18 protein-coding genes are annotated in these 19,025 nt (G+C 71.6%); 4 read left to right on the forward strand and 14 right to left on the reverse strand.

Annotated features, from left to right (window positions below; genetic code table 11):
- Positions 1-3 precede the first annotated feature (3 nt).
- The 7 genes from kdpB to OEIGOIKO_RS10615 form a co-directional block, all read right to left on the reverse strand.
- Complete coding sequence (gene kdpB / locus OEIGOIKO_RS10585; protein ID WP_125053836.1) at positions 4-2,169, reverse strand: potassium-transporting ATPase subunit KdpB; 2,166 nt, start codon at positions 2,167-2,169, stop codon at positions 4-6.
- Positions 2,166-3,842 carry a potassium-transporting ATPase subunit KdpA gene (kdpA, locus tag OEIGOIKO_RS10590; protein ID WP_125053837.1) on the reverse strand — a complete coding sequence of 559 codons (1,677 nt, stop codon included), beginning with the start codon at positions 3,840-3,842 and terminating at the stop codon, positions 2,166-2,168. The genes kdpB and kdpA overlap by 4 nt, the downstream gene beginning before the upstream one ends.
- A gap of 8 nt (positions 3,843-3,850) precedes the next feature.
- Positions 3,851-3,940, reverse strand: coding sequence for a K(+)-transporting ATPase subunit F (kdpF, locus tag OEIGOIKO_RS10595; RefSeq protein ID WP_032928585.1), 90 nt, complete (start codon positions 3,938-3,940; stop codon positions 3,851-3,853).
- A 323-nt stretch (positions 3,941-4,263) separates the two neighbouring features.
- A complete protein-coding gene (locus OEIGOIKO_RS10600) occupies positions 4,264-5,220 on the reverse strand; it encodes a hypothetical protein (RefSeq protein WP_125053838.1) in 957 nt (318 codons plus the stop codon).
- Between the two features lie 260 nt (positions 5,221-5,480).
- Positions 5,481-6,263: a DUF3710 domain-containing protein gene (locus OEIGOIKO_RS10605; protein ID WP_174857147.1), complete on the reverse strand. Its 783-nt coding sequence runs from the start codon at positions 6,261-6,263 to the stop codon at positions 5,481-5,483.
- 1 nt (position 6,264) lies between these two features.
- Entirely contained in the window at positions 6,265-6,786 is a 522-nt protein-coding gene (gene dut, locus OEIGOIKO_RS10610) for a dUTP diphosphatase (RefSeq protein ID WP_031012935.1), read from the reverse strand.
- Positions 6,783-7,376 (reverse strand): PaaI family thioesterase, encoded by a 594-nt coding sequence (locus OEIGOIKO_RS10615; RefSeq protein WP_125053840.1) that lies wholly within the window; start codon positions 7,374-7,376, stop codon positions 6,783-6,785. Before OEIGOIKO_RS10615 ends, dut begins: the two co-directional genes overlap by 4 nt.
- 58 nt (positions 7,377-7,434) lie before the next feature.
- On the opposite strand from OEIGOIKO_RS10615, the gene OEIGOIKO_RS10620 reads away from it, so the two are divergent.
- Complete coding sequence (locus tag OEIGOIKO_RS10620; protein WP_125044587.1) at positions 7,435-7,878, forward strand: DUF3093 domain-containing protein; 444 nt, start codon at positions 7,435-7,437, stop codon at positions 7,876-7,878.
- 209 nt (positions 7,879-8,087) lie between these two features.
- Here OEIGOIKO_RS10620 and OEIGOIKO_RS10625 read toward each other — a convergent pair whose 3' ends face one another.
- From OEIGOIKO_RS10625 to OEIGOIKO_RS10640, 4 genes are all read right to left on the reverse strand, one after another.
- The gene (locus tag OEIGOIKO_RS10625; protein WP_371858908.1) at positions 8,088-8,942 is read right to left on the reverse strand and encodes a hypothetical protein; all 855 of its coding nucleotides are present in this window, start codon (positions 8,940-8,942) and stop codon (positions 8,088-8,090) included.
- Between the two features lie 15 nt (positions 8,943-8,957).
- Complete coding sequence (locus OEIGOIKO_RS10630; protein ID WP_003982531.1) at positions 8,958-9,260, reverse strand: DUF4193 domain-containing protein; 303 nt, start codon at positions 9,258-9,260, stop codon at positions 8,958-8,960.
- 544 nt (positions 9,261-9,804) lie between these two features.
- A complete protein-coding gene (locus tag OEIGOIKO_RS10635) occupies positions 9,805-11,058 on the reverse strand; it encodes a sensor histidine kinase (protein WP_125053841.1) in 1,254 nt (417 codons plus the stop codon).
- Between the two features lie 5 nt (positions 11,059-11,063).
- Positions 11,064-11,717, reverse strand: coding sequence for a response regulator transcription factor (locus OEIGOIKO_RS10640; RefSeq protein WP_030021221.1), 654 nt, complete (start codon positions 11,715-11,717; stop codon positions 11,064-11,066).
- A gap of 494 nt (positions 11,718-12,211) precedes the next feature.
- Here OEIGOIKO_RS10640 and OEIGOIKO_RS41550 point away from each other — a divergent pair, with 494 nt between their 5' ends.
- A complete protein-coding gene (locus OEIGOIKO_RS41550; RefSeq protein WP_167515092.1) occupies positions 12,212-12,385 on the forward strand; it encodes a hypothetical protein in 174 nt (57 codons plus the stop codon).
- 97 nt (positions 12,386-12,482) lie between these two features.
- Here the strand turns inward: OEIGOIKO_RS41550 and OEIGOIKO_RS10645 are convergent, their stop codons facing one another.
- Together OEIGOIKO_RS10645 and OEIGOIKO_RS10650 are read right to left on the reverse strand one after the other, a co-directional pair.
- Positions 12,483-13,283 carry an inositol monophosphatase family protein gene (locus OEIGOIKO_RS10645; protein ID WP_125053842.1) on the reverse strand — a complete coding sequence of 267 codons (801 nt, stop codon included), beginning with the start codon at positions 13,281-13,283 and terminating at the stop codon, positions 12,483-12,485.
- A gap of 133 nt (positions 13,284-13,416) precedes the next feature.
- Complete coding sequence (locus OEIGOIKO_RS10650) at positions 13,417-14,598, reverse strand: ferrochelatase (protein WP_125053843.1); 1,182 nt, start codon at positions 14,596-14,598, stop codon at positions 13,417-13,419.
- Positions 14,599-14,741: 143 nt separating this feature from the next.
- Here OEIGOIKO_RS10650 and OEIGOIKO_RS10655 point away from each other — a divergent pair, with 143 nt between their 5' ends.
- Both OEIGOIKO_RS10655 and OEIGOIKO_RS10660 read left to right on the forward strand, forming a co-directional pair.
- Positions 14,742-16,055 carry an MFS transporter gene (locus tag OEIGOIKO_RS10655; protein ID WP_125053844.1) on the forward strand — a complete coding sequence of 438 codons (1,314 nt, stop codon included), beginning with the start codon at positions 14,742-14,744 and terminating at the stop codon, positions 16,053-16,055.
- Positions 15,946-17,334: a D-arabinono-1,4-lactone oxidase gene (locus OEIGOIKO_RS10660; RefSeq protein WP_125053845.1), complete on the forward strand. Its 1,389-nt coding sequence runs from the start codon at positions 15,946-15,948 to the stop codon at positions 17,332-17,334. The genes OEIGOIKO_RS10655 and OEIGOIKO_RS10660 overlap by 110 nt, the downstream gene beginning before the upstream one ends.
- A 298-nt stretch (positions 17,335-17,632) precedes the next feature.
- Here the strand turns inward: OEIGOIKO_RS10660 and OEIGOIKO_RS10665 are convergent, their stop codons facing one another.
- The gene (locus tag OEIGOIKO_RS10665) at positions 17,633-18,766 is read right to left on the reverse strand and encodes a hypothetical protein (RefSeq protein ID WP_125053846.1); all 1,134 of its coding nucleotides are present in this window, start codon (positions 18,764-18,766) and stop codon (positions 17,633-17,635) included.
- Positions 18,767-19,025 lie beyond the last annotated feature (259 nt).

Here is a 19,025-nt window from a genome sequence, read left to right on the forward strand (position 1 = left end):
AAGTCACCCGATCCCGGGGATCGCAGAGATGAGCAGGTCGATGAGTTTGATGCCGATGAAGGGGGCGATCAGGCCGCCGAGTCCGTAGATGCCGAGGTTGCGGCGGAGCATCCGGTCGGCGCTCACCGGGCGGTAGCGCACGCCCTTGAGGGCCAGCGGTACGAGCGCGACGATGATCAGCGCGTTGAAGATGATCGCGGACAGGATCGCGGTCTGCGAGCTGTGCAGCCGCATGATGTTGAGGGTGTCCAGGCCCGGGTAGGCCACCGCGAACATCGCCGGGATGATCGCGAAGTACTTCGCGACGTCGTTGGCGATCGAGAAGGTGGTCAGCGCCCCCCGGGTGATCAGGAGCTGCTTGCCGATCTCGACGATCTCGATGAGCTTGGTCGGGTTGGAGTCCAGGTCCACCATGTTCCCGGCCTCCTTGGCGGCGGAGGTGCCGGTGTTCATGGCGACACCGACGTCCGCCTGGGCGAGGGCCGGTGCGTCGTTGGTGCCGTCGCCGGTCATGGCGACCAGCTTGCCGCCCGCCTGCTCGCGCTTGATCAGCGCCATCTTGTCCTCGGGGGTGGCTTCCGCGAGGAAGTCGTCCACGCCCGCCTCGTCGGCGATGGCCTTGGCCGTCAGCGGGTTGTCGCCCGTGATCATGACGGTCTTGATGCCCATCTTGCGCAGTTCGACGAAGCGTTCGCGCATGCCGTCCTTGACGACGTCCTTGAGGTGGATGACGCCGAGCACGCGGGCGCCCCGCTCGTCCTCCAGGGCGACCAGCAGCGGCGTGCCGCCGGCCTCGGAGATGCCGTTGGCCAGCCGGTCGGCGTCGTCGGGGACGGTGCCGCCCTGCTCCCGCACCCAGGCGATGACCGAACCGGTCGCGCCCTTGCGGACCTTGCGTACGGTGCCGTGCTCGGTCACGTCCACGCCCGACATGCGGGTCTGGGCGGTGAAGGGCACCCACTCGGCGTCGGTCAGTTCGCCCTGGTGGCGTTCGCGCAGACCGTACCCCTGCTTGGCCAGGACGACGATGGAGCGGCCTTCGGGGGTCTCGTCGGCGAGCGAGGACAGCTGGGCGGCGTCCGCCACCTCGGCCTCGGTCACGCCCTTGACGGGGACGAACTCGGCGGCCTGGCGATTGCCGAGGGTGATGGTGCCGGTCTTGTCGAGCAGCAGCGTGGAGACGTCGCCGGCGGCCTCGACGGCGCGCCCGGACATCGCCAGCACGTTGCGCTGGACCAGGCGGTCCATGCCCGCGATGCCGATGGCCGACAGCAGCGCGCCGATCGTCGTCGGGATCAGGCAGACCAGCAGCGCCAGCAGGACGATCATGGGCTGCTCGGCGCCCGCGTAGATCGCGAACGGCTGGAGGGTCACCACGGCCAGCAGGAAGACGATGGTCAGCGAGGCGAGCAGGATGTTCAGCGCGATCTCGTTCGGCGTCTTCTGCCGGGCGGCGCCCTCGACCAGGTTGATCATCCGGTCGATGAAGGTCTCGCCGGGCTTCGTCGTGATCTTGATGACGATGCGGTCGGAGAGCACCTTCGTACCGCCGGTCACCGCGGACCGGTCACCGCCGGACTCGCGGATCACCGGGGCCGACTCGCCCGTGATGGCGGACTCGTCGACCGAGGCGACGCCTTCGACGACGTCACCGTCGCCCGGGATGATGTCGCCGGCCTCGCAGACGACGAGGTCGCCGATGCGCAGCTCCGTGCCGGGCACCCGCTCCTCGGCCGAGCCGTTCAGCCGTCGGGCCACGGTGTCCGTCTTGGCCTTGCGCAGCGTGTCCGCCTGGGCCTTGCCGCGGCCCTCGGCGACCGCCTCCGCCAGATTGGCGAAGAGCACGGTGAGCCAGAGCCAGACGGCGATGGCCCAGCCGAACCAGTCCGAAGGGGACGCCACGGCGAAGCAGGTGGTCAGGACCGATCCGACCTCGACCACGAACATCACCGGGGACTTGATCATCACCCGGGGGTCGAGCTTGCGCAGCGCGTCCGGCAGCGACTTGACCAGCTGCTTCGGGTCGAAGAGGCCGCCGCCGACACGGCCGCCGTCCGGCGGGTGCCCGCCGGGTACGTCCTGGTGGGGCGCGCGGGTCGGGGTCGTGGTGGACACGGAGCGGTGCTCCTCTTGCTGTACGTCGTTCACGTCATTTACGTCGGTGGTCATGACAACCCCTCCGCGATCGGGCCGAGGGCCAGCGCCGGGAAGTACGTCAGGCCGGTGATGATCACAATCGTGCCGACCAGCAGCCCCGCGAAGAGCGGCTTCTCGGTACGGAGCGTGCCGGCCGTCTCCGGGACCGGCTGCTGCTCGGCGAGCGAGCCGGCCAGGGCGAGGACGAACACCATCGGCAGGAAGCGGCCCAGCAGCATCGCCAGTCCGATCGTGGTGTTGTACCAGGGGGTGTTCGCGTTCAGGCCGCCGAAGGCCGAGCCGTTGTTGTTGGCACCGGAGGTGAAGGCGTACAGCACCTCGGAGAAGCCGTGCGACCCGGCGCCCAGCGCCTTGGTGTTGAGCATCGAGCCCAGCGCGTCCGGCAGCACCATCGAGACGGCGGTGAAGCCGAGCACCAGGGTCGGGGTGACGAGGATGTAGCAGGCCGCGAGCTTGATCTCGCGGGTGCCGAGCTTCTTGCCGAGATACTCGGGGGTACGGCCCACCATCAGGCCCGCGAGGAACACCGCGATCACGGCCATCACGAGCATGCCGTACAGGCCGGAGCCGACGCCGCCGGGCGCGATCTCGCCGAGCATCATGCCCAGCAGCTGGATGCCGCCGCCGAAGGCCGTGAAGGAGTCGTGGAAGCTGTCCACGGCGCCGGTCGAGGTGAGGGTGGTGGCGACCGAGAAGATCGACGAGCCGCCGATGCCGAAGCGGTTCTCCTTGCCCTCCATCGCCGCGCCGGCCGCCTGGAGCGCCGGGCCGCCGTGCGCGAACTCGGTCCACATCATCAGAGCGGTGAAGCCGAGCCAGATGACGCCCATCGTGGCCAGGATCGCGTAGCCCTGCCGTACGTTGCCGACGAGCCGGCCGAAGGTACGGGTCAGCGCGAACGGGATCACCAGGATGAGGAAGACCTCGAAGAGGTTGGTGAAGCCGTTCGGGTTCTCGAAGGGGTGGGCCGAGTTGGCGTTGAAGTAGCCGCCGCCGTTGGTGCCCAGCTCCTTGATGACCTCCTGGGAGGCGACCGCGCCGCCGTTGGTCTGCTGGGAGCCGCCCAGGAACTGTCCGACCCCGTGGATGCCGGAGAAGTTCTGGATCGCACCGCACGCGACGAGGACGAGCGCGCCGACGACGGCGATCGGTATCAGGATGCGCACGGTGCCGCGTACCAGGTCGGCCCAGAAGTTGCCCAGGTCGCCGGTACGGGTCCGGGCGAAGCCGCGTACGAGGGCGATCGCCACCGCCATGCCCGTCGCGGCCGACACGAAGTTCTGCACCGCCAGACCCGCCGTCTGCACGACGTGGCCCATGGCCTGTTCACCGCTGTACGACTGCCAGTTGGTGTTCGCGACGAACGACGCCGCCGTGTTGAACGCCTGGTCCGGGCTGATCGACGCGAAGCCGAGCGACAGCGGCAGACCGCCCTGGAGGCGCTGCAGCAGATAGAGGAAGAGCACACCGGCGAGCGAGAAGGCCAGGACTCCGCGCAGGTACGCGGGCCAGCGCATCTGCGCGTCCGGGTCGGCACCGATGCAGCGGTAGATCACCTTTTCGACGCGCAGGGGCTTGCGCGAGCTGTACATGGCGGCCATGTGGTCGCCGAGGGGACGGTACGCCAGGGCGAGCGCCGCGACGAGCGCGGTGAGCTGGAGCACGCCGGCCAGGATGGGGCTCATCGGGACGCTCAGAACCTCTCCGGGAAGACGAGGGCGAGGACCAGGTAGCCGAGCAGGGCGATCGCGACGACCAGCCCGACGACGTTCTCGACGGTCACAGCCTCGTCACCCCCTTGGCGACGAGGGCCACCAGCGCGAAGACCGCGACCATGGTGACGACGAAGGCCACGTCGGCCATCGGGTGCTCCTAGTGGGTTCGGTTGAACGGACACCTAGAGCAAACCGCCAACATGACCGTTTCCGACCGCCGTTGACGCCTCCCTTACGGCCATTAGCGCCCCGTTGACGATTCTCATACGCTTACCGACCTGACCTGCGGAAACGCCGATGGGCCGCATCCCCTCGCACGGGGATGCGGCCCATCGGACGCGGTGATCCGGCCGCTACGGCGCCCTCGGGGAGCGCCGGAGGCGACACCCGGTCAGGAGGACCAGAGCGACCGCATCAGCTCGCGGCGCTCCGCCGGAGCCTCGGCCCGTACAAATACTCCCGCGGTGTCGCGGTGGATGCAGTCGATGCCGTAGCGATGCAGAAGAGCGAGGTCTGCGCGCGCCGGCAGGGACGGAAGCAGCGCGCTCAGGCGATCCGGCGGGGCCGGGCAGTACGGCGCGTAGTCCAGCAGTTGACCGAGCGCCTGACGGACGCTCTGGTGCGAAACGTCACTCTTGGCCTCTATGAGCTCGCTGCCTTCGGCATCATCGACGTAGAGGTCGCTGATGCCCGACCTGCAGTAGAAGCGGTCGGCTGGCCCGCGCCCGCAGGACGCCAGGTGCTCTCTGTAGGCAGCCACCAACCGGGCTTCCCGGCGGTCGACGATGACGAGCCGCTCGGCCCTCCGGTACGAGGTCGAGGAGGTGCGCATCTCCTCCGCCGCAGCCCGGCGGACGGCCTCACGGGCATCGACCGCGGTCGGCTCGGAGATCGGCTCCTCGCAAGCCCGGCTGAAGAACAGCCCAGAAGTGATCATGAAGGCGTCCAGGACGGACTGTGCCTTGTCATCGCGCAGGACCTTCAGTCCCGGGTGGGTATGCTGCGGCCGGTAACCGAGCACGGCGTTCAGTTCGGTGTACGGGATGTCCACCTCGGCCAGGTCCAGCACGGTGTAGATGGTGTGCCAGCTGGGGTCGCCCTGTTTCGGGGGCCATAAGAGATCGGCCAGTTCAGCGTTGCGGAAGATCGCACCGATCTCCCCCACCGCCCGCACCTTGTTCTGCCCGGTGAACAACACGACGTCACCGGGCACGACATCGCGCAGCTTCGTGTCGTGCTTGGGCACCGCGCCCCAGAAACATGCGGTGCCGTCCGGGTGGACAGCCTGCAGCCGGGCGCGCTGATCGGCGGTCAGCGCATGGGCGTACCTGTCATCGGCGAAGGCCACGGGATGGTCGACGGTGTCGGTCCAGTGGCGGCGTGTCGCTGAACTCCCGTAGGAAGGCGATATAAGAACGCGCACGGAAGCGCTTCCTCCGTTTCAAATTCCGGAGGGCGGGCGGGAACCGCCCTCGAATTGGAGGAAGCGTGGCACACCGGGGCCGTGCGCCACGTAGCGGAGTGCTCCGGCCGCCCGTCACGCACGTCGCTCCCGCAGCCGCGAAGGGTACGGGAGCGACGTGAGGGTGCGTCGGAAGGCGCCGCGCCTCAGCGGATCTCGGTGATCTCCGGGCCGCGCTCCAGGCGTTCGACGCCGCCGCCGAAGCGCGAGGTTTCCGCGGGCTCCTGCTGGACGCCGTCGGGGACCATCTGGGCGTCGTCGGGGAGCTTGAGGACGATCGGGTCGCGGGGGGCCATGGGGGCCTCGCCGCGGACGACCACGGTGTCCTGGAAGATGTGCTCCAGGATGCCGGCCGCCTCGGGCTGGACCGCGCCCTGGCCGGAGATGACGCCGCGCAGGAACCAGCGCGGGCCGTCGACGCCGACGAAGCGCACGACCTGGACGCCGTTGGTGCCGTCCGGGAGCTGTACGGGGACCTGCGCGCGCAGTTCCCAGCCCAGCGGGCCCTCGACCTCGTCGATGACGCCGCCCTGCTGGGTGATCCCGACGCCGATCTCCTCGCGGACCTCGCCCCAGATGCCCTCCTTCTTGGGCGCGGCGAACGCCTGGAGCTGTACGGCGCTGTCCTGGAGGACCACGGTCGCGGCGACGATCGCGTCGCCCGCGACCTCCACCCGCAGCTCCATGCCCTCGACACCGGGCACGAACAGGCCGCCCAGGTCCACCCGGCCCTCGGCGGCGTCCGTGACCTCGGAGAGGTCCCAGGGGCCGTCGGGACGGGGGGCCGGGGGCAGGTTCACCCGGCGCTCCTCCTCGCCGGACCCGGCACCCTCGTCCGCAAAGGTCTCGTCCGAGGCCGTCTCGTCGGCGGCTTCCGCTGCGGGGACCGACTCTGCGGGAGCCTCGTTCTTCTTGCGACGACCGAACACGTCACTGTCCTTCCCGGTCGGCACCGACCGATGCGTATCCATTCCCACCCGTGGAGCCGTCCACCGCCGCATGACCGCCGGTGGAACCGAATCCCCCCTCGGCCCGCGCCGAGCCGGGAAGTTCCGCCACCTCGTGGAAGCGCACCTTCTCGACCTGCTGGACGACCAGTTGGGCGATCCGGTCGAACCTCTCGAACCGCACACTCTCGCGCGGGTCCAGATTGACCACGATCACCTTGATTTCCCCACGGTACCCGGCATCCACCGTCCCGGGGGCATTCACCAGCGCCACTCCGCACCGGGCCGCCAGGCCCGAGCGGGGGTGCACGAACGCCGCGTACCCGTCGGGCAGGGCGACGGACACTCCGGTGGGAAGCACCGTCCGCTCCCCCGGCGCGAGTTCCGCCGCCTCGGTGGTCACCAGGTCCGCGCCCGCGTCACCGGGATGACCGTAGGCGGGAATCGGCACCTCCGGGTCCAGACGCCGGATCAGCACATCCACCGGATTGCGTACCTGACTCACGGGTTCACCTCAAAAGCACGAGCTCGTCTGACCTGGTCCGGATCGGCCATCGCGGCCTGGATCTCGGCCGGCCTTCCGTTGTCGATGAAGTGGTCGACCTTGACCTCGACGAAGACGGCGTCGGCGCGCACCGCGACCGGGCCCCCCGGGCCGCCGATGCGGCCCACCGCCGTCGAGTAGATCTTCCGGCCGTGGACGGCGGTTATCTCCGCGTCCAGGTGCAGCACCGTGCCGACCGGTACGGGCCGCAGGAAGTCGGTCTCCAGCCGGCCGGTCACCGCGATCACCCGCAGCAGCCAGTTCAGCGAGCCCAGCGTCTCGTCCAGGGCGGTGGCCAGCACCCCGCCGTGCGCGAGGCCGGGGGCGCCCTGGTGGGCCTCCTTGACCGTGAACTCGGCGGTCACCCGTACGCCGTCCTCGGCGCGGGCCCGCAACTGCAGGCCGTGGGCCTGCGCCGGGCCGCAGCCGAAGCAGTGGCCGTAGTGCGCGCCGAGGAGTTCTCCGGGCGCGGGGGCGTCGGGGTGCCGCACCGGGGCGACGGCGTCGGCCGGTGGCGTCAGCCGCGTCGGGGCCTTGTCGGTTCCACTCACGAGTGCAGACCCTACCCGCGCGCGTAACCCGCCCGCGCCGCCGTGCCAAGCTGGAGCCATGCAGTCGTACGAAGAACGCCTCACCGCGCCCCGCTCCTGGTGGGTGATCGCCGGCCTGATCGGCGTGGCCTGCGCCCTGATGCTGCTCCCGCTGGGCACGCTGCCGATGCTCGGCGGGCTGATCGGCGGCGCGGCGCTGTCCGCGGTGGCGGTCAGCTCGTACGGCTCGGTACGGATCCGTGTGGTGGGCGACTCGCTGATCGCGGGCGACGCCCGGATCCCGGTCTCGGCGCTGGGTGAGGCGCGGGCGCTGGACGCGGAGGAGGCGGTGGCCTGGCGTACGCACAAGGCCGACACCCGCGCCTTCATGCTGCTGCGCAGCTACGTGCCGACCGCGGTGCGGGTCGAGATCACCGACCCGGCGGACCCGACTCCGTACGCGTACCTCTCGACCCGTGAGCCGGAGCGCCTGGTGGCCGCGCTGGCGGCCGTACGAGCCTGAACCGACCCGGAGGGGCCGCGCGGGGGCGGGCAGGGCGCCGTCGGGCGCCACAGGGGCCTTTCCGGGGGTGCGGGGCGGCGTTCCGGTGACAGCCGGGCGCCTCGGCGGGGCTTCGGCGGGTTCTCAGCCGGTTCCCGCGGCTCTCCGCACGGTCCGTACGGCCGGCGACGGCGGCACGGCCGATGGCCGCACGACGGCTCCGGCGGGCCTCAGCGGCCGTCCTCCGGCGGCAGGGCCGGCGTCGCGCTGTCCGGCATCGCCTCGGCGTGCGGCAGGGCGTCCCACGGCACCTGTCTGGCGCGCAGGTCCTTGCGGATCTTTTCCGCGAGCTTCTTGGTGTCCCGCCGGTTCATCACCGCGCCGACCGCGGCGCCGACCATGAACGGGGTCAGGTTCGGCAGGTTGCGCAGCGTGCGCTTCATGATCTGCTGGCGCAGTTCGCGCTTCATCTGGCCGCCCAGCGCCGCGTTGACCGTGGTGGGCTTGGTGACGTCGATGCCGCGTTCCTCGGTCCAGGACGTCAGATAGGCGGTGGAGCGCTGCCTGAAGGTGCCCGGCGGGCGCAGGCCGTAGACCTCGTGGAGCTCGGCGATGAGTTTGATCTCCACGGAGGCCACCCCGACGATCTCGGCGGCCAGCTCGGCCGGCATGGCGGGCGGTACCGGCAGCATCGCCGCCGCGCCCACCCCCGCACCGACGGTGGCGGTGCCCCGGGTGGCACCGGAGACCAGCTTGTCGGCCAGTTCCTCGGGGGTCAGGCCGGGGAACTGCCGGCGCAGCGTCGCCAGGTCGCGGACCGGGATCCGCGGGGCGTTGTCGATGATGCGCTCGGCGACCGTGGTCAGGCCCTTGCGGGCACCGTCACGGCCCTTCCTGGTGCCGCGGCCCACGGCCGCCGCGAGCGAGGCCGCACGGCCTCGCTCCTCCAGTGCACCGGTCGTCCGCTCCGCGGGCAGGGCGGTCGGGTCGGCGGGCACGGGCGCGTTTTCGTCGCGTGATCGTGCGCCGGCCGCCGGGCCTTCCTCGCCCTTGCGTCCCTTACGGAACGGGTTCACGCCTGCCACGGCGTCGACCGGTCCTCAGGCCGCGCAGTCGCGGCAGATCGGCTGGCCGTTCTTGTCCTCGGCGGCCAGCTGGCTGCGGTGGTGGACCAGGAAGCAGCTCATGCACGTGAACTCGTCCTGCTGCTTGGGCAGCACCCGGACGGCGAGCTCTTCGTTGGAAAGGTCGGCGCCGGGCAGTTCCAGGCCCTCGGCCTGCTCGAACTCGTCGACGTCGACGGCCGAGGCGGACTTGTCGTTCCGCCGCGACTTCAGTTCTTCGATGCTGTCCTCGTTGAGGTCGTCATCTGTCTTGCGTGGGGTGTCGTAATCCGTAGCCATGTCGCTCTCCCCCTCTGGGTGTCTGCGGTGTCTCCAGCGCACGTAACGCGTGAGAGGCCGGACTTGTGCCCGACCTGAGGCGGAGATTTTGCCTCACATCAAGGTCTGTTACTCAATCGACACCCAACCGCACCCCTGAAGAGGTGATCGGTTTGGATGGCGATCAGGACCGTACACGGTCCGAATGTCGCACCTCGCGCACGCCATCACGTGTACTTCCCGTGATCAAGGCCCCTGGAAACCCGGATTTTCCCGGCCTTCCACCGACCGTTCCGATCACGGAGAGTGGGTGGCTCGAATCTCGCGCCTGTGAGGGATCACACACGGACGGACCGTCGGGCGGACCGGAGGAATTCAGCGCAAAGCGAACTCGGCGAAGGATCCATGGCCGCCCGCCGTCACGTCAAGCCGGGGTGGCCGGCGTGCGGAGGGCGACCAAGAGTGCCAAGAGGTGGGGTCTCAGGTCAAAAAGGACAGCAGGACGAGCCGGGAGCCACGGACGGGGCACATCCCTCACCCACGGCTCCCCGCCCGTCTGCGGCCCTCACAGCGGCAGGACGACCCGCATCTCCAGCCCGCCGCCCTCGCGGGGTGTCGCCGTGATGGTGCCGTCGTGCGCGCGCACCACGGACCGCACGATGGACAGGCCGAGGCCGACGCCCTTGTCGCTGCCGGTGCGTTCCGTGCGCAGGCGCCGGAACGGCTCGAAGAGGTTCTCCACCTCGTAGGCCGGGACGGCCGGGCCGGTGTTGGAGACGACCAGCACCGCGCAGCCCTGCTGCGGCTCGGTGCTGACCTCGACCCATCCGTCCTGGGGGACGTTGTAGCGCACGGCGTTCTGTACGAGGTTGAGCGCGATGCGCTCCAGCAGGACGCCGTTGCCCTGGACGAACGCCTGCTGGCGCACGCCGCGCATCTCCACGCCCTTGGCCTGCGCCTCGGCGCGGGCCTGGTCGACGGCCTGCGAGGCCACCTCGGCCAGATCGACCGGCTTCTTGTCCACGATCTTGTTCTCGCTGCGCGCCAGCAGCAGCAGACCCTCGACCAGCTGCTCACTGCGCTCATTGGTGGCCAGCAGCGTCTTGCCCAGCTGCGCCAGCTCCGGCGAGGCCTGCGGATCGGCGAGCTGCACCTCCAGCAGCGTCCGGTTGATCGCCAGCGGCGTGCGCAGCTCGTGCGAGGCGTTGGCGACGAACCGGCGCTGCGACTCGAAGGCCCGGTCCAGCCGGTCCAGCATCTCGTCGAAGGTGTCGGCCAGCTCCTTGAGCTCGTCGTCCGGACCGCCCAGCTCGATCCGGCGGTGCAGGTCCGAACCGGCCACCCGCTGCGCGGTACGGGTGATCCGCCCCAGCGGCGACAGCACCCGCCCCGCCATCGCGTACCCGAAGGCGAACGCGACGACGGTCAGGCCCAGCAGCGCCAGCAGCGACCGGTTGAGCAGGGTGTTCAGTGCCTGCGCCCGCTGGTGCTGGAGGCAGCTCTGGATCGCCTGGGTGAAGATCTCCCCGGAGGACTGGCTGGGCAGGTCGCAGACGTTGCTGGTGGCGGCGAAGTTGCCCCGGAGGATCTTGACGGGCAGCTCGCTGCCTTCCTGGAGCGCGTTGGCGGCCAGCATGTAGATGATCGTGAGCAGCACGATGCCGGCCATCAGGAACATGCCGCCGTACAGCAGCGTGAGCCGTATCCGGATGGTGGGGCGCAGCCAGGGGAAGGGCCGGACGTTGACCGGCTTCGGATCCCAGGTGGGCATGGGCGGGGTGACGGGCGGCGGGGTGGGCGCCTTGGACGAAGCGGGCATCGGCGTCAGATCCGGTAGCCGGAACCCGGCACCGTGACGATCACCGCGGGCTCGCCCAGCTTGCGGCGCAGGGTCATGACCGTGACCCGCACGACGTTGGTGAAGGGGTCGGTGTTCTCGTCCCACGCCTTCTCCAGCAGCTGCTCGGCCGAGACGACCGTGCCCTCGCTGCGCATCAGCACCTCCAGCACCGCGAACTCCTTCGGCGCGAGCTGGACCTCCTTGCCGTCGCGGAAGACCTCGCGGCGGTTCGGGTCCAGCTTGATGCCGGCCCGCTCCAGCACGGGCGGCAGGGCGACCGTCGTACGGCGTCCCAGGGCCCGCACCCGGGCGGTCAGCTCGGTGAAGGCGAAGGGCTTGGGCAGGTAGTCGTCGGCGCCGATCTCCAGGCCCTCGACGCGGTCGCTGACGTCGCCGGAGGCGGTCAGCATCAGGACCCGGGTGGGCATCCCCAGCTCGACGATCTTGCGGCAGACGTCGTCGCCGTGCACCAGCGGGAGGTCCCGGTCCAGCACCACCACGTCGTAGTCGTTGATCTCGATGCGTTCCAGGGCGGCCGCGCCGTCGTACACCACGTCGACGGCCATGGCCTCCCGGCGCAGCCCGGTGGCCACCGCATCGGCGAGCAGCTGCTCGTCCTCGACGACGAGAACACGCACGTCGCAAATCCTTCCTCACGGCCCTGGAAGTTCCGGGGCACGGCAAACTCGGAGCCCCTCCATCCTGCCCCGAACAGCTGTAAACCGGCAGTAAGAGGGGTGGGTGACGGCCTACGGTCCCGTTCCGCACGGCCTACGGCCCCGTTCCGCTCGGCGCCGGGCGGCGGGCAGCGGCCCTCGACCGGGCGGGCCGCAAGGGCCGGGCAGGCGGGTCGCCGGGCCCGGTCGAATGGGCCGGACGGGCCGGGCCGGATGGGCCGGACGGGCCGGCCGAGGCCGCACCAGGCCCGGAACGGCGCCTTCCGGGCCGTTTTCGAATTCCCGTGCCGCTTGAGGTTTCCGTGAGGTTGCCCATGGGGAGGACGTCTGCACACCCGCGATCACGCCCTGTACGGCGCCATGCCGCGCTCTGCTCCATTCGCAGGGACCACGCCGTGATCGCCCCGCCCGTCGGCACACCCCCGTGCCACCGACCCACGACGAGGGGGCGCACCATGGACGCGTTCACCGCAGGAATTCTGCAGCGCATACGGAACACCGAAGCCGACCTCGACCGGGCCCGCGAGTCGGGCGACGACTTCCTCGTCGAGGTGGAACAGGCCGAGCTGGAGGATCTGCAGCGCCTTGCTTCCGAGCACGGCGTGCAGGTCACCGCAGCCAGCGCCTGACCGCCTCCCGGCCGCACATGACGGCAGCGCCCCGGACCCGCGAAGGGTCCGGGGCGCTGTCGCGTTCCCGTCAGGCCGGGTGCCCCGGCACCGGCGCTCAGTCGTGCCAGGCGCCCAGCTCCTCCAGCAGGGGCTGGAGGGTCGCGAACACGTCCGGCGAGGCGGCCACGACCAGGTCGTTCGAGGCGGGCTCGCCGGGGCGGCCGCCGGTGGGCGCGCCGGCTTCGCGGGCGATCAGGGCGCCGGCCGCCATGTCCCAGGGGTTCAGCCCGCGCTCGTAGTAACCGTCGAGCCGGCCGCAGGCCACGTCGCACAGGTCGATCGCGGCCGAGCCGCCGCGCCGGATGTCGCGGACCTGCGGCAGCAGGGTGCGCAGCACCTCGGCCTGGGCGGCCCGGCGCTCGCTCAGGTAGGCGAAGCCCGTACCGATCAGGGCCTGGGACAGCGGCGGCGCGGGACGGCAGCGCACCGGCTCCCCGTTGCGGAACGCGCCGCCGCCCAGGACGGCGTGGTACGTCTCGCCGCGCATCGGCGCCGCGACGACGCCGACGACGGCCTCGCCGTCCTTCTCCGCGGCGATGGACACGGCCCAGGAAGGCAGCCCGTACAGGTAGTTGACCGTGCCGTCGACCGGGTCGATGACCCAGCGCACCCCGCTGCTCCCGGCGACGCTGGCGCCCTCCTCGCCCAGGAAGCCGTCATCGGGACGGTGCTCGGCGAGGAAGCCGGTGATCAGCTTCTCGCTGGCGATGTCCATCTCGGTGACGACGTCGATGGGGCTGCTCTTCGTGGCGGCCACGCCGAGGTCGGCGGGGCGGCCGTCGCGCAGCAGCTCACCGGCGCGGCGGGCGGCCTCCAGGGCGAGGCCGAGAAGTTCGTCCTGCAGCGGATCGGACACGGTGCTCCTCGTTCGTACGGGCGGCCGCTCGGGGCCGTCCTGCGGGGCGGCGCGGCGCCGCCGTCTGTCGTCCCGGTACGGCTTCCGGGTCTGCCGCCGGGCCCCCAGGCTCCGGGAGTCCGGGGATGCGGGGCTACCCCTGGACCTCCGCCACCGGCCCCGTCCAGTCCGCGCCCGCGGCGGCCGGGCGCGGGGCACGGGCCGGGCAGCAGCCGACCGGGCACAGGTCGTGGCTCGGCCCCAGCGCGCCGAGGGCGCAGCGGGCCGGCGCGCGGCCCTGCTCGGCGGCGGCGCGCTCCAGGACCAGGTCGCGGACGGCCGCGGCGAAGCGCGGATCGGCGCCGACGGTGGCGGAGCGGGCGACCGGCAGGCCCAGTTCGGCGGCCTTGGCGGTGGCTTCGGTGTCGAGGTCGTACTTGACCTCCATGTGGTCCGAGACGAAGCCGATGGGCGCCATGACGACCGCGGGGACACCCGCGCCGTGCACCTCTTCGAGGTGGTCGCAGATGTCCGGCTCCAGCCAGGGGATGTGCGGGGCGCCGCTGCGGGACTGGTAGACCAGCCGCCACGGGTGGTCGACGCCGGTCTCCTCGCGGACCGCGTCGGCGATCACCCGGGCCACGTCGAGGTGCTGGGCGACGTACGCGCCGCCCTCGCCGTTGCCGGTGTGGTCCTCCGGGCGGCCGGAGGTGTCGGCCGCGGCGGTCGGGATGGAGTGGGTGGTGAACGCGATGTGGGCGCCGTCGCGGACGTCGGCGGGCAGCTCGGCGAGGGAGGCGAGCACGCCGTCGACCATCGGGCGGACGAAGCCGGGGTGGTTGAAGTAGTGCCGGAGCTTGTCGACCTGGGGCACGGGCAGGCCGTCGGCCTGGAGGGTGGCCAGCGCGTCGGCCAGATTCTCGCGGTACTGGCGGCAGCCGGAGTACGAGGCGTAGGCGCTCGTGGCCAGGACGGCGATCCGGCGGTGGCCGTCGCGGACCATCTCGCGCAGGGTGTCGGTCAGGTAGGGGGCCCAGTTGCGGTTGCCCCAGTAGACCGGCAGGTCCAGGCCGTGTCCGGCGAAGTCCTTGCGCAGTGCGTCCAGCAGCTCACGGTTCTGCGCGTTGATCGGGCTGACGCCGCCGAACAGGAAGTAGTGCTGCCCGACCTCCTTCAGCCGCTCGCGGGGGATGCCGCGGCCACGGGTGACGTTCTCCAGGAAGGGGACGACGTCGTCCGGGCCTTCGGGGCCGCCGAAGGACAGCAGCAGCAGGGCGTCGTAGGGACCGGGGGTCCCCCCGGCGGTCGGAAGGGGCGGATCGCACTGTTCGGGCATGTCTTCGATCCTGCCACCAGCCACTGACAGGCGGAAAACCGGAGGCGACCACCAGGGCAGCGCGCGTAAGCTGTGTCGGCCTCAGACATGCCTTACCGACTCCCGGCCCCCCGGGCATCGGCTCTTCACCGGCGGAGCTCCCCATGCCTAGCCCGTACCGCGCGCTCTTCGACACGCCCGGCACCAAGTCGTTCACGGCCGCCGGTTTCCTGGGCCGGATGACGCTGTCGATGACCAGCATCGGCATCGTCACCATGGTCTCCCTGCTGACCGGCAGGTACGGCCTCGCGGGCGCCCTGGCGGCGACCGTCGCGCTGGCCTCGGCGGTGCTCAGCCCGCAGGTGTCCCGGCTGGTGGACCGGCACGGCCAGCGCCGGGTGCTGCGCCCGGTGACCCTGATATCCGCGGCGGCGATCGCGGGCCTGCTGGTGAGCGCGCAGCAGCGCTGGCCGGACTGGACGCTGTTCGTCTTCACGGCCTGCGCGGGCTGTGTGCCGAGCGTCGGCTCGATGGTCCGGGCCCGCTGGGCGGCCGTCCACCACAGCTCGCCGCGCCTGCTGCACGCCGCCTACTCCTGGGAGTCGATCGTCGACGAGGCGTGCTTCATCGTGGGGCCGATCCTCTCCATCGGCCTGTGCACCTCCTGGTTCCCCGAGGCGGGCCCGCTGCTGGCCACGGTCTTCCTGGTGGCGGGGGTCTTCTGGCTGACGGCGCAGCGGGCGACCGAGCCGCCGCCGCATCCTCGTGAACACCTCGCCAAGGGCTCGGCGTTGCGCTCGCGCGGCCTGCAGGTGCTGGTGGTGACGTTCGTGGCGACCGGCGCGATCTTCGGTGCGACCGACGTGGTGACGCTGGCGTTCGCCGAGGAGCAGGGCCACCAGGGCGCCGCCAGCCTGGTGCTGGCGTCCTACGCGCTCGGGTCGTGCGCCGCCGGCGTGGTCTTCGGGATGATCCATTTCAAGGGCCCGGCCGCCCGCCGGTGGCTGGTGGGTGTCTGTGCGATGGCCGTGAGTATGATCCCGCTCCAACTGGTCGGGAACCTGCCGTTGCTGGCCGTGGCGCTCTTCTTCGCGGGCCTGTCCATCGCGCCGACGATGGTGACCACCATGGCCCTCGTCGAGCAGCACGTACCGCGCGCGAACCTGACCGAGGGCATGACCTGGACCAGCACCGGGCTCGCGGTCGGAGTGGCGTTCGGCTCGTCCGCCGCCGGATGGGTGGTGGACGCGGCCGGAGCCGGGCGCGGCTACCTGGTGCCGGCCGTGGCAGGGGCGCTCGCGGCGGCGGTGGCGTTCCTCGGATACCGCCGGCTGCGGCCGGCGCCGCAGCGGGAGGGGACGGGCGCAGATGGCCGAGGCACAGCGGACGACCGGCAGGAACAGGACAGCGGTACGGGCGGGAGCGGCCCGCACGGTCCGGGCGATACGGGGGACCAGGCCCCGGCCCGCCTGGCGTAACTGGGCGGGCACCGTCGCCGTGGAGCCGGCCCGCAGCGTCTCGCCCGCCTCCACCGGCGAACTGGCCGCGGCGGTCCGCGCGGCGGCCGCCGACGGGCTCACGGTCAAGGCGGCCGGCACCGGCCACTCCTTCACCGCGGTCGCCGCCACCGACGGGCTGCTCATCCGTCCCGAGCGGCTGACCGGCATACGGGAGGTGGACCGCGCCGCAGGCACCGTGACCGTGGCGGCCGGCACCACGCTCCAGCAGCTCAACCGCGCCCTCGCCGCGCACGGCCTGTCGCTGGCCAACATGGGCGACATCATGGAGCAGACGGTCTCCGGCGCGGCGAGCACCGGCACCCACGGCACCGGCCGCGACTCGGCGTCCGTCGCCGCCCAGATCACCGCGCTCGAACTGGTCACCGCCGACGGCTCGGTGCTCACCTGCTCCGCCACCGAGAATCCGGAGGTCTTCGCGGCGGCCCGGGTGGGCCTGGGCGCGCTGGGCGTGATCAGCTCTGTCACCTTCGCCGTGGAGCCGCAGTTCTGGCTGTCGGCCCGCGAGGAGCCCATGGCGTTCGACCGGGTGACGGCCGAGTTCGACCAGCTCGTGGCGGAGAACGAGCACTTCGAGTTCTACTGGTTCCCGCACACCGGCAACTGCAGCACCAAGCGCAACAACCGCAGCCAGGGCCCCGCCGCCCCGCTCGGCCGGGTCAGCGGCTGGATCGACGACGAGCTGCTCTCCAACGGCGTCTTCCGCGCCGCGTGCGCCGTCGGCCGGGCGGTGCCCGCCACCGTTCCGGGGATAGCCCGGCTCTCCAGCCGCGCGCTGTCGGCCCGTACGTACACCGACATCCCGTACAAGGTCTTCACCAGCCCGCGCCGGGTGCGCTTCGTGGAGATGGAGTACGCGCTGCCGCGGGCGGCCGCCGTCGAGGCGCTGCGCGAGCTGCGGGCGCTGGTGGAACGCTCGGACTTCCGGGTGAGCTTCCCGGTCGAGGTGCGGACCGCGCCCGCCGACGACATCCCGCTGTCCACCGCCTCCGGGCGGGACACCGCCTACCTGGCCGTACACATGTACCGGGGGACGCCGTACCGGACGTACTTCACCGCGGCCGAACGGATCATGACTGCGCACGGCGGCCGGCCGCACTGGGGGAAGCTGCACAGCCGCGACGCCGCGTACCTCTCCGGCGTCTACCCGCAATTCGGCGAGTTCACCGCGCTGCGCGACCGGCTGGACCCGCGGCGCCTGTTCACCAACGCCTACCTGCGGCGCGTGCTGGGCGAGTGAGACGGGACCGGGGCCGGCCGGACCGCCCGGACGGCTGAAACGCTCATTCGGCCCAACGTCCCGCAGGGATGAACGGCCCGGAGGGCCCGCGGGCCCGGCAGCGGAACGGCCCGGACCCGGCACAGTGCCGGGTCCGGGCCGGTTCGGTCACCGACCGCGCGGGGGCGGCCCCGCCCGTTCTCCCGCCGAAAGGCATTCGGTACGCGCAGAGGACGGAAATTCCGCTCCGGTTAAGGGGATTCGGCCCCCGGGCGGGACGGCATTACGTCCCGCCCGGCCACGGATTTCCGTCCCGCGTTCACGAGGATTTCGGGTCGGGAGCCTGCTGTCCGCCGGGCTCCTGCTTGTTCCGGTCGCCGGAATCACCCTGGGAGTCGTCACCGCCCTTGCCGGTGTCGCCCCCGGTGCTGCCGCCGGACTTGGACGGCTGCGGGCTCGGCGGCGGCGTCGGCTTGCCGCTCCGGCTCGCGTCCGGGCTCGGCGTCGGCGTGGACGGCTTGCCCGTACTGCCGGTGTCGCCGGAGCCGGAGCCCGTGGAGCTGCCGGCACCGGGCGACGGCGTGCTGCCCGTCGAGCCGTCGCCGTGGGAGCTGCCGGGTGACGGCTGGTCCGTGGCGGGCGGGGCCTTCGGCTCGGACTTGTGCCCGTTGCCCCCGAAGACGTTGCCCACCGAGGTGCCCTTGCCGCCCGACGCGTCCTGCCCGGTGACCAGCTCGACGCAGGTGACGGCCCCCATCGACAGCACGAAGATCGCCAGCGCGGCCAGCGCCGGCCGCTTCCAGCCGCGCAGCCGGGTGCCGTACGTGGCGGTGCTGACCTCCTCGGCCCGCCGCGGCACCGCGGTGGCACCGGCCGGCGGGTGACCGGGCCGGGCCTGCCCCAGCGCCATGGTCCGGTCGTCGAGACGCGGCACCAGCTGCGTCTTGTCGGTGGCTCCGGCGTCCGCCCCGGAGGCCCGCTCCGGGCCGGCCTGCGGGAGCAGCCGCGTCCGGTCGCCGTCCGGGTCCCCGGCCTGCGGCAGCAGCTGCGTACGGTCGGTGTCGCCGGCCCGGCCCGCGTCCTTGGCCGCGACGGACGTGATCTCGTCCTCCGCGCCCTGCCGGTCGAAGGTGGGCAGCACCATGCCGGTGCCGGACCCGGCACCCGGCGTTCTGCGGGAGACCGAGGACCGGCGCGGCTTCGGCCGGGTGCCGACGGTGGCGGCCTCCTTGAGCTGCTCGCCGGTCCGCCGGAAGAGGTGCTGGAAGACCGAGCCACCGGTCGTGGCCACGACACTCACCACACCCGCGCCGATGATGGTCCCGTACACGCCGAGCTGCCCGGCGAGAAAGGCGGCGACGGCAGCCGCCAGGGCACTGCCCGCGACCTGAGGAACGCTCAGGTCGAGCCGTTTCTCCTTGTTTTTCGTGTCGGTATCGCTTTTGTTGTCCATCTCCAGCCTTTGATCGCCCCTTCGATCCATCTTGCACGGACAAGTGACCTATGGGCGAAGCCGGTAGTTCCGATTCTGCGGATTCTGTGAACCTCGCCACCCGTCACACCGTGTAGAGAGATCGACAAGGCGACCAACTCCCTTGGCGCAGGAGAACTTGGGCGGCGCGGCGGTCCACCTCCGTGGCCCGAATGGAGTACTGTGGCGAGCCCTGGCCCCGGAATCCCGTCTGGCTGCCCGGATACACGGGAGGGGGCCG

Origin of the sequence: Streptomyces paromomycinus, assembly GCF_003865155.1 — a bacterium.
GTDB classification, from domain to species: domain Bacteria; phylum Actinomycetota; class Actinomycetes; order Streptomycetales; family Streptomycetaceae; genus Streptomyces; species Streptomyces chrestomyceticus.

Bases quoted from the DNA above. Each gene is read 5' to 3' on its own strand.
- OEIGOIKO_RS41550 (WP_167515092.1), top strand. From the start codon at position 12,212: ATGGACGCGTTCACCGCAGGAATTCTGCAGCGCATACGGAACACCGAA.
- OEIGOIKO_RS10650 (WP_125053843.1), bottom strand. From the start codon at position 14,598: ATGCCCGAACAGTGCGATCCGCCCCTTCCGACCGCCGGGGGGACCCCC.
- OEIGOIKO_RS10665 (WP_125053846.1), bottom strand. From the start codon at position 18,766: ATGGACAACAAAAGCGATACCGACACGAAAAACAAGGAGAAACGGCTC.
- OEIGOIKO_RS10660 (WP_125053845.1), top strand. From the start codon at position 15,946: ATGGCCGAGGCACAGCGGACGACCGGCAGGAACAGGACAGCGGTACGG.
- OEIGOIKO_RS10620 (WP_125044587.1), top strand. From the start codon at position 7,435: ATGCAGTCGTACGAAGAACGCCTCACCGCGCCCCGCTCCTGGTGGGTG.
- OEIGOIKO_RS10655 (WP_125053844.1), top strand. From the start codon at position 14,742: ATGCCTAGCCCGTACCGCGCGCTCTTCGACACGCCCGGCACCAAGTCG.
- kdpA (WP_125053837.1), bottom strand. From the start codon at position 3,842: ATGAGCCCCATCCTGGCCGGCGTGCTCCAGCTCACCGCGCTCGTCGCG.
- kdpB (WP_125053836.1), bottom strand. From the start codon at position 2,169: ATGACCACCGACGTAAATGACGTGAACGACGTACAGCAAGAGGAGCAC.
- OEIGOIKO_RS10630 (WP_003982531.1), bottom strand. From the start codon at position 9,260: ATGGCTACGGATTACGACACCCCACGCAAGACAGATGACGACCTCAAC.
- OEIGOIKO_RS10635 (WP_125053841.1), bottom strand. From the start codon at position 11,058: ATGCCCGCTTCGTCCAAGGCGCCCACCCCGCCGCCCGTCACCCCGCCC.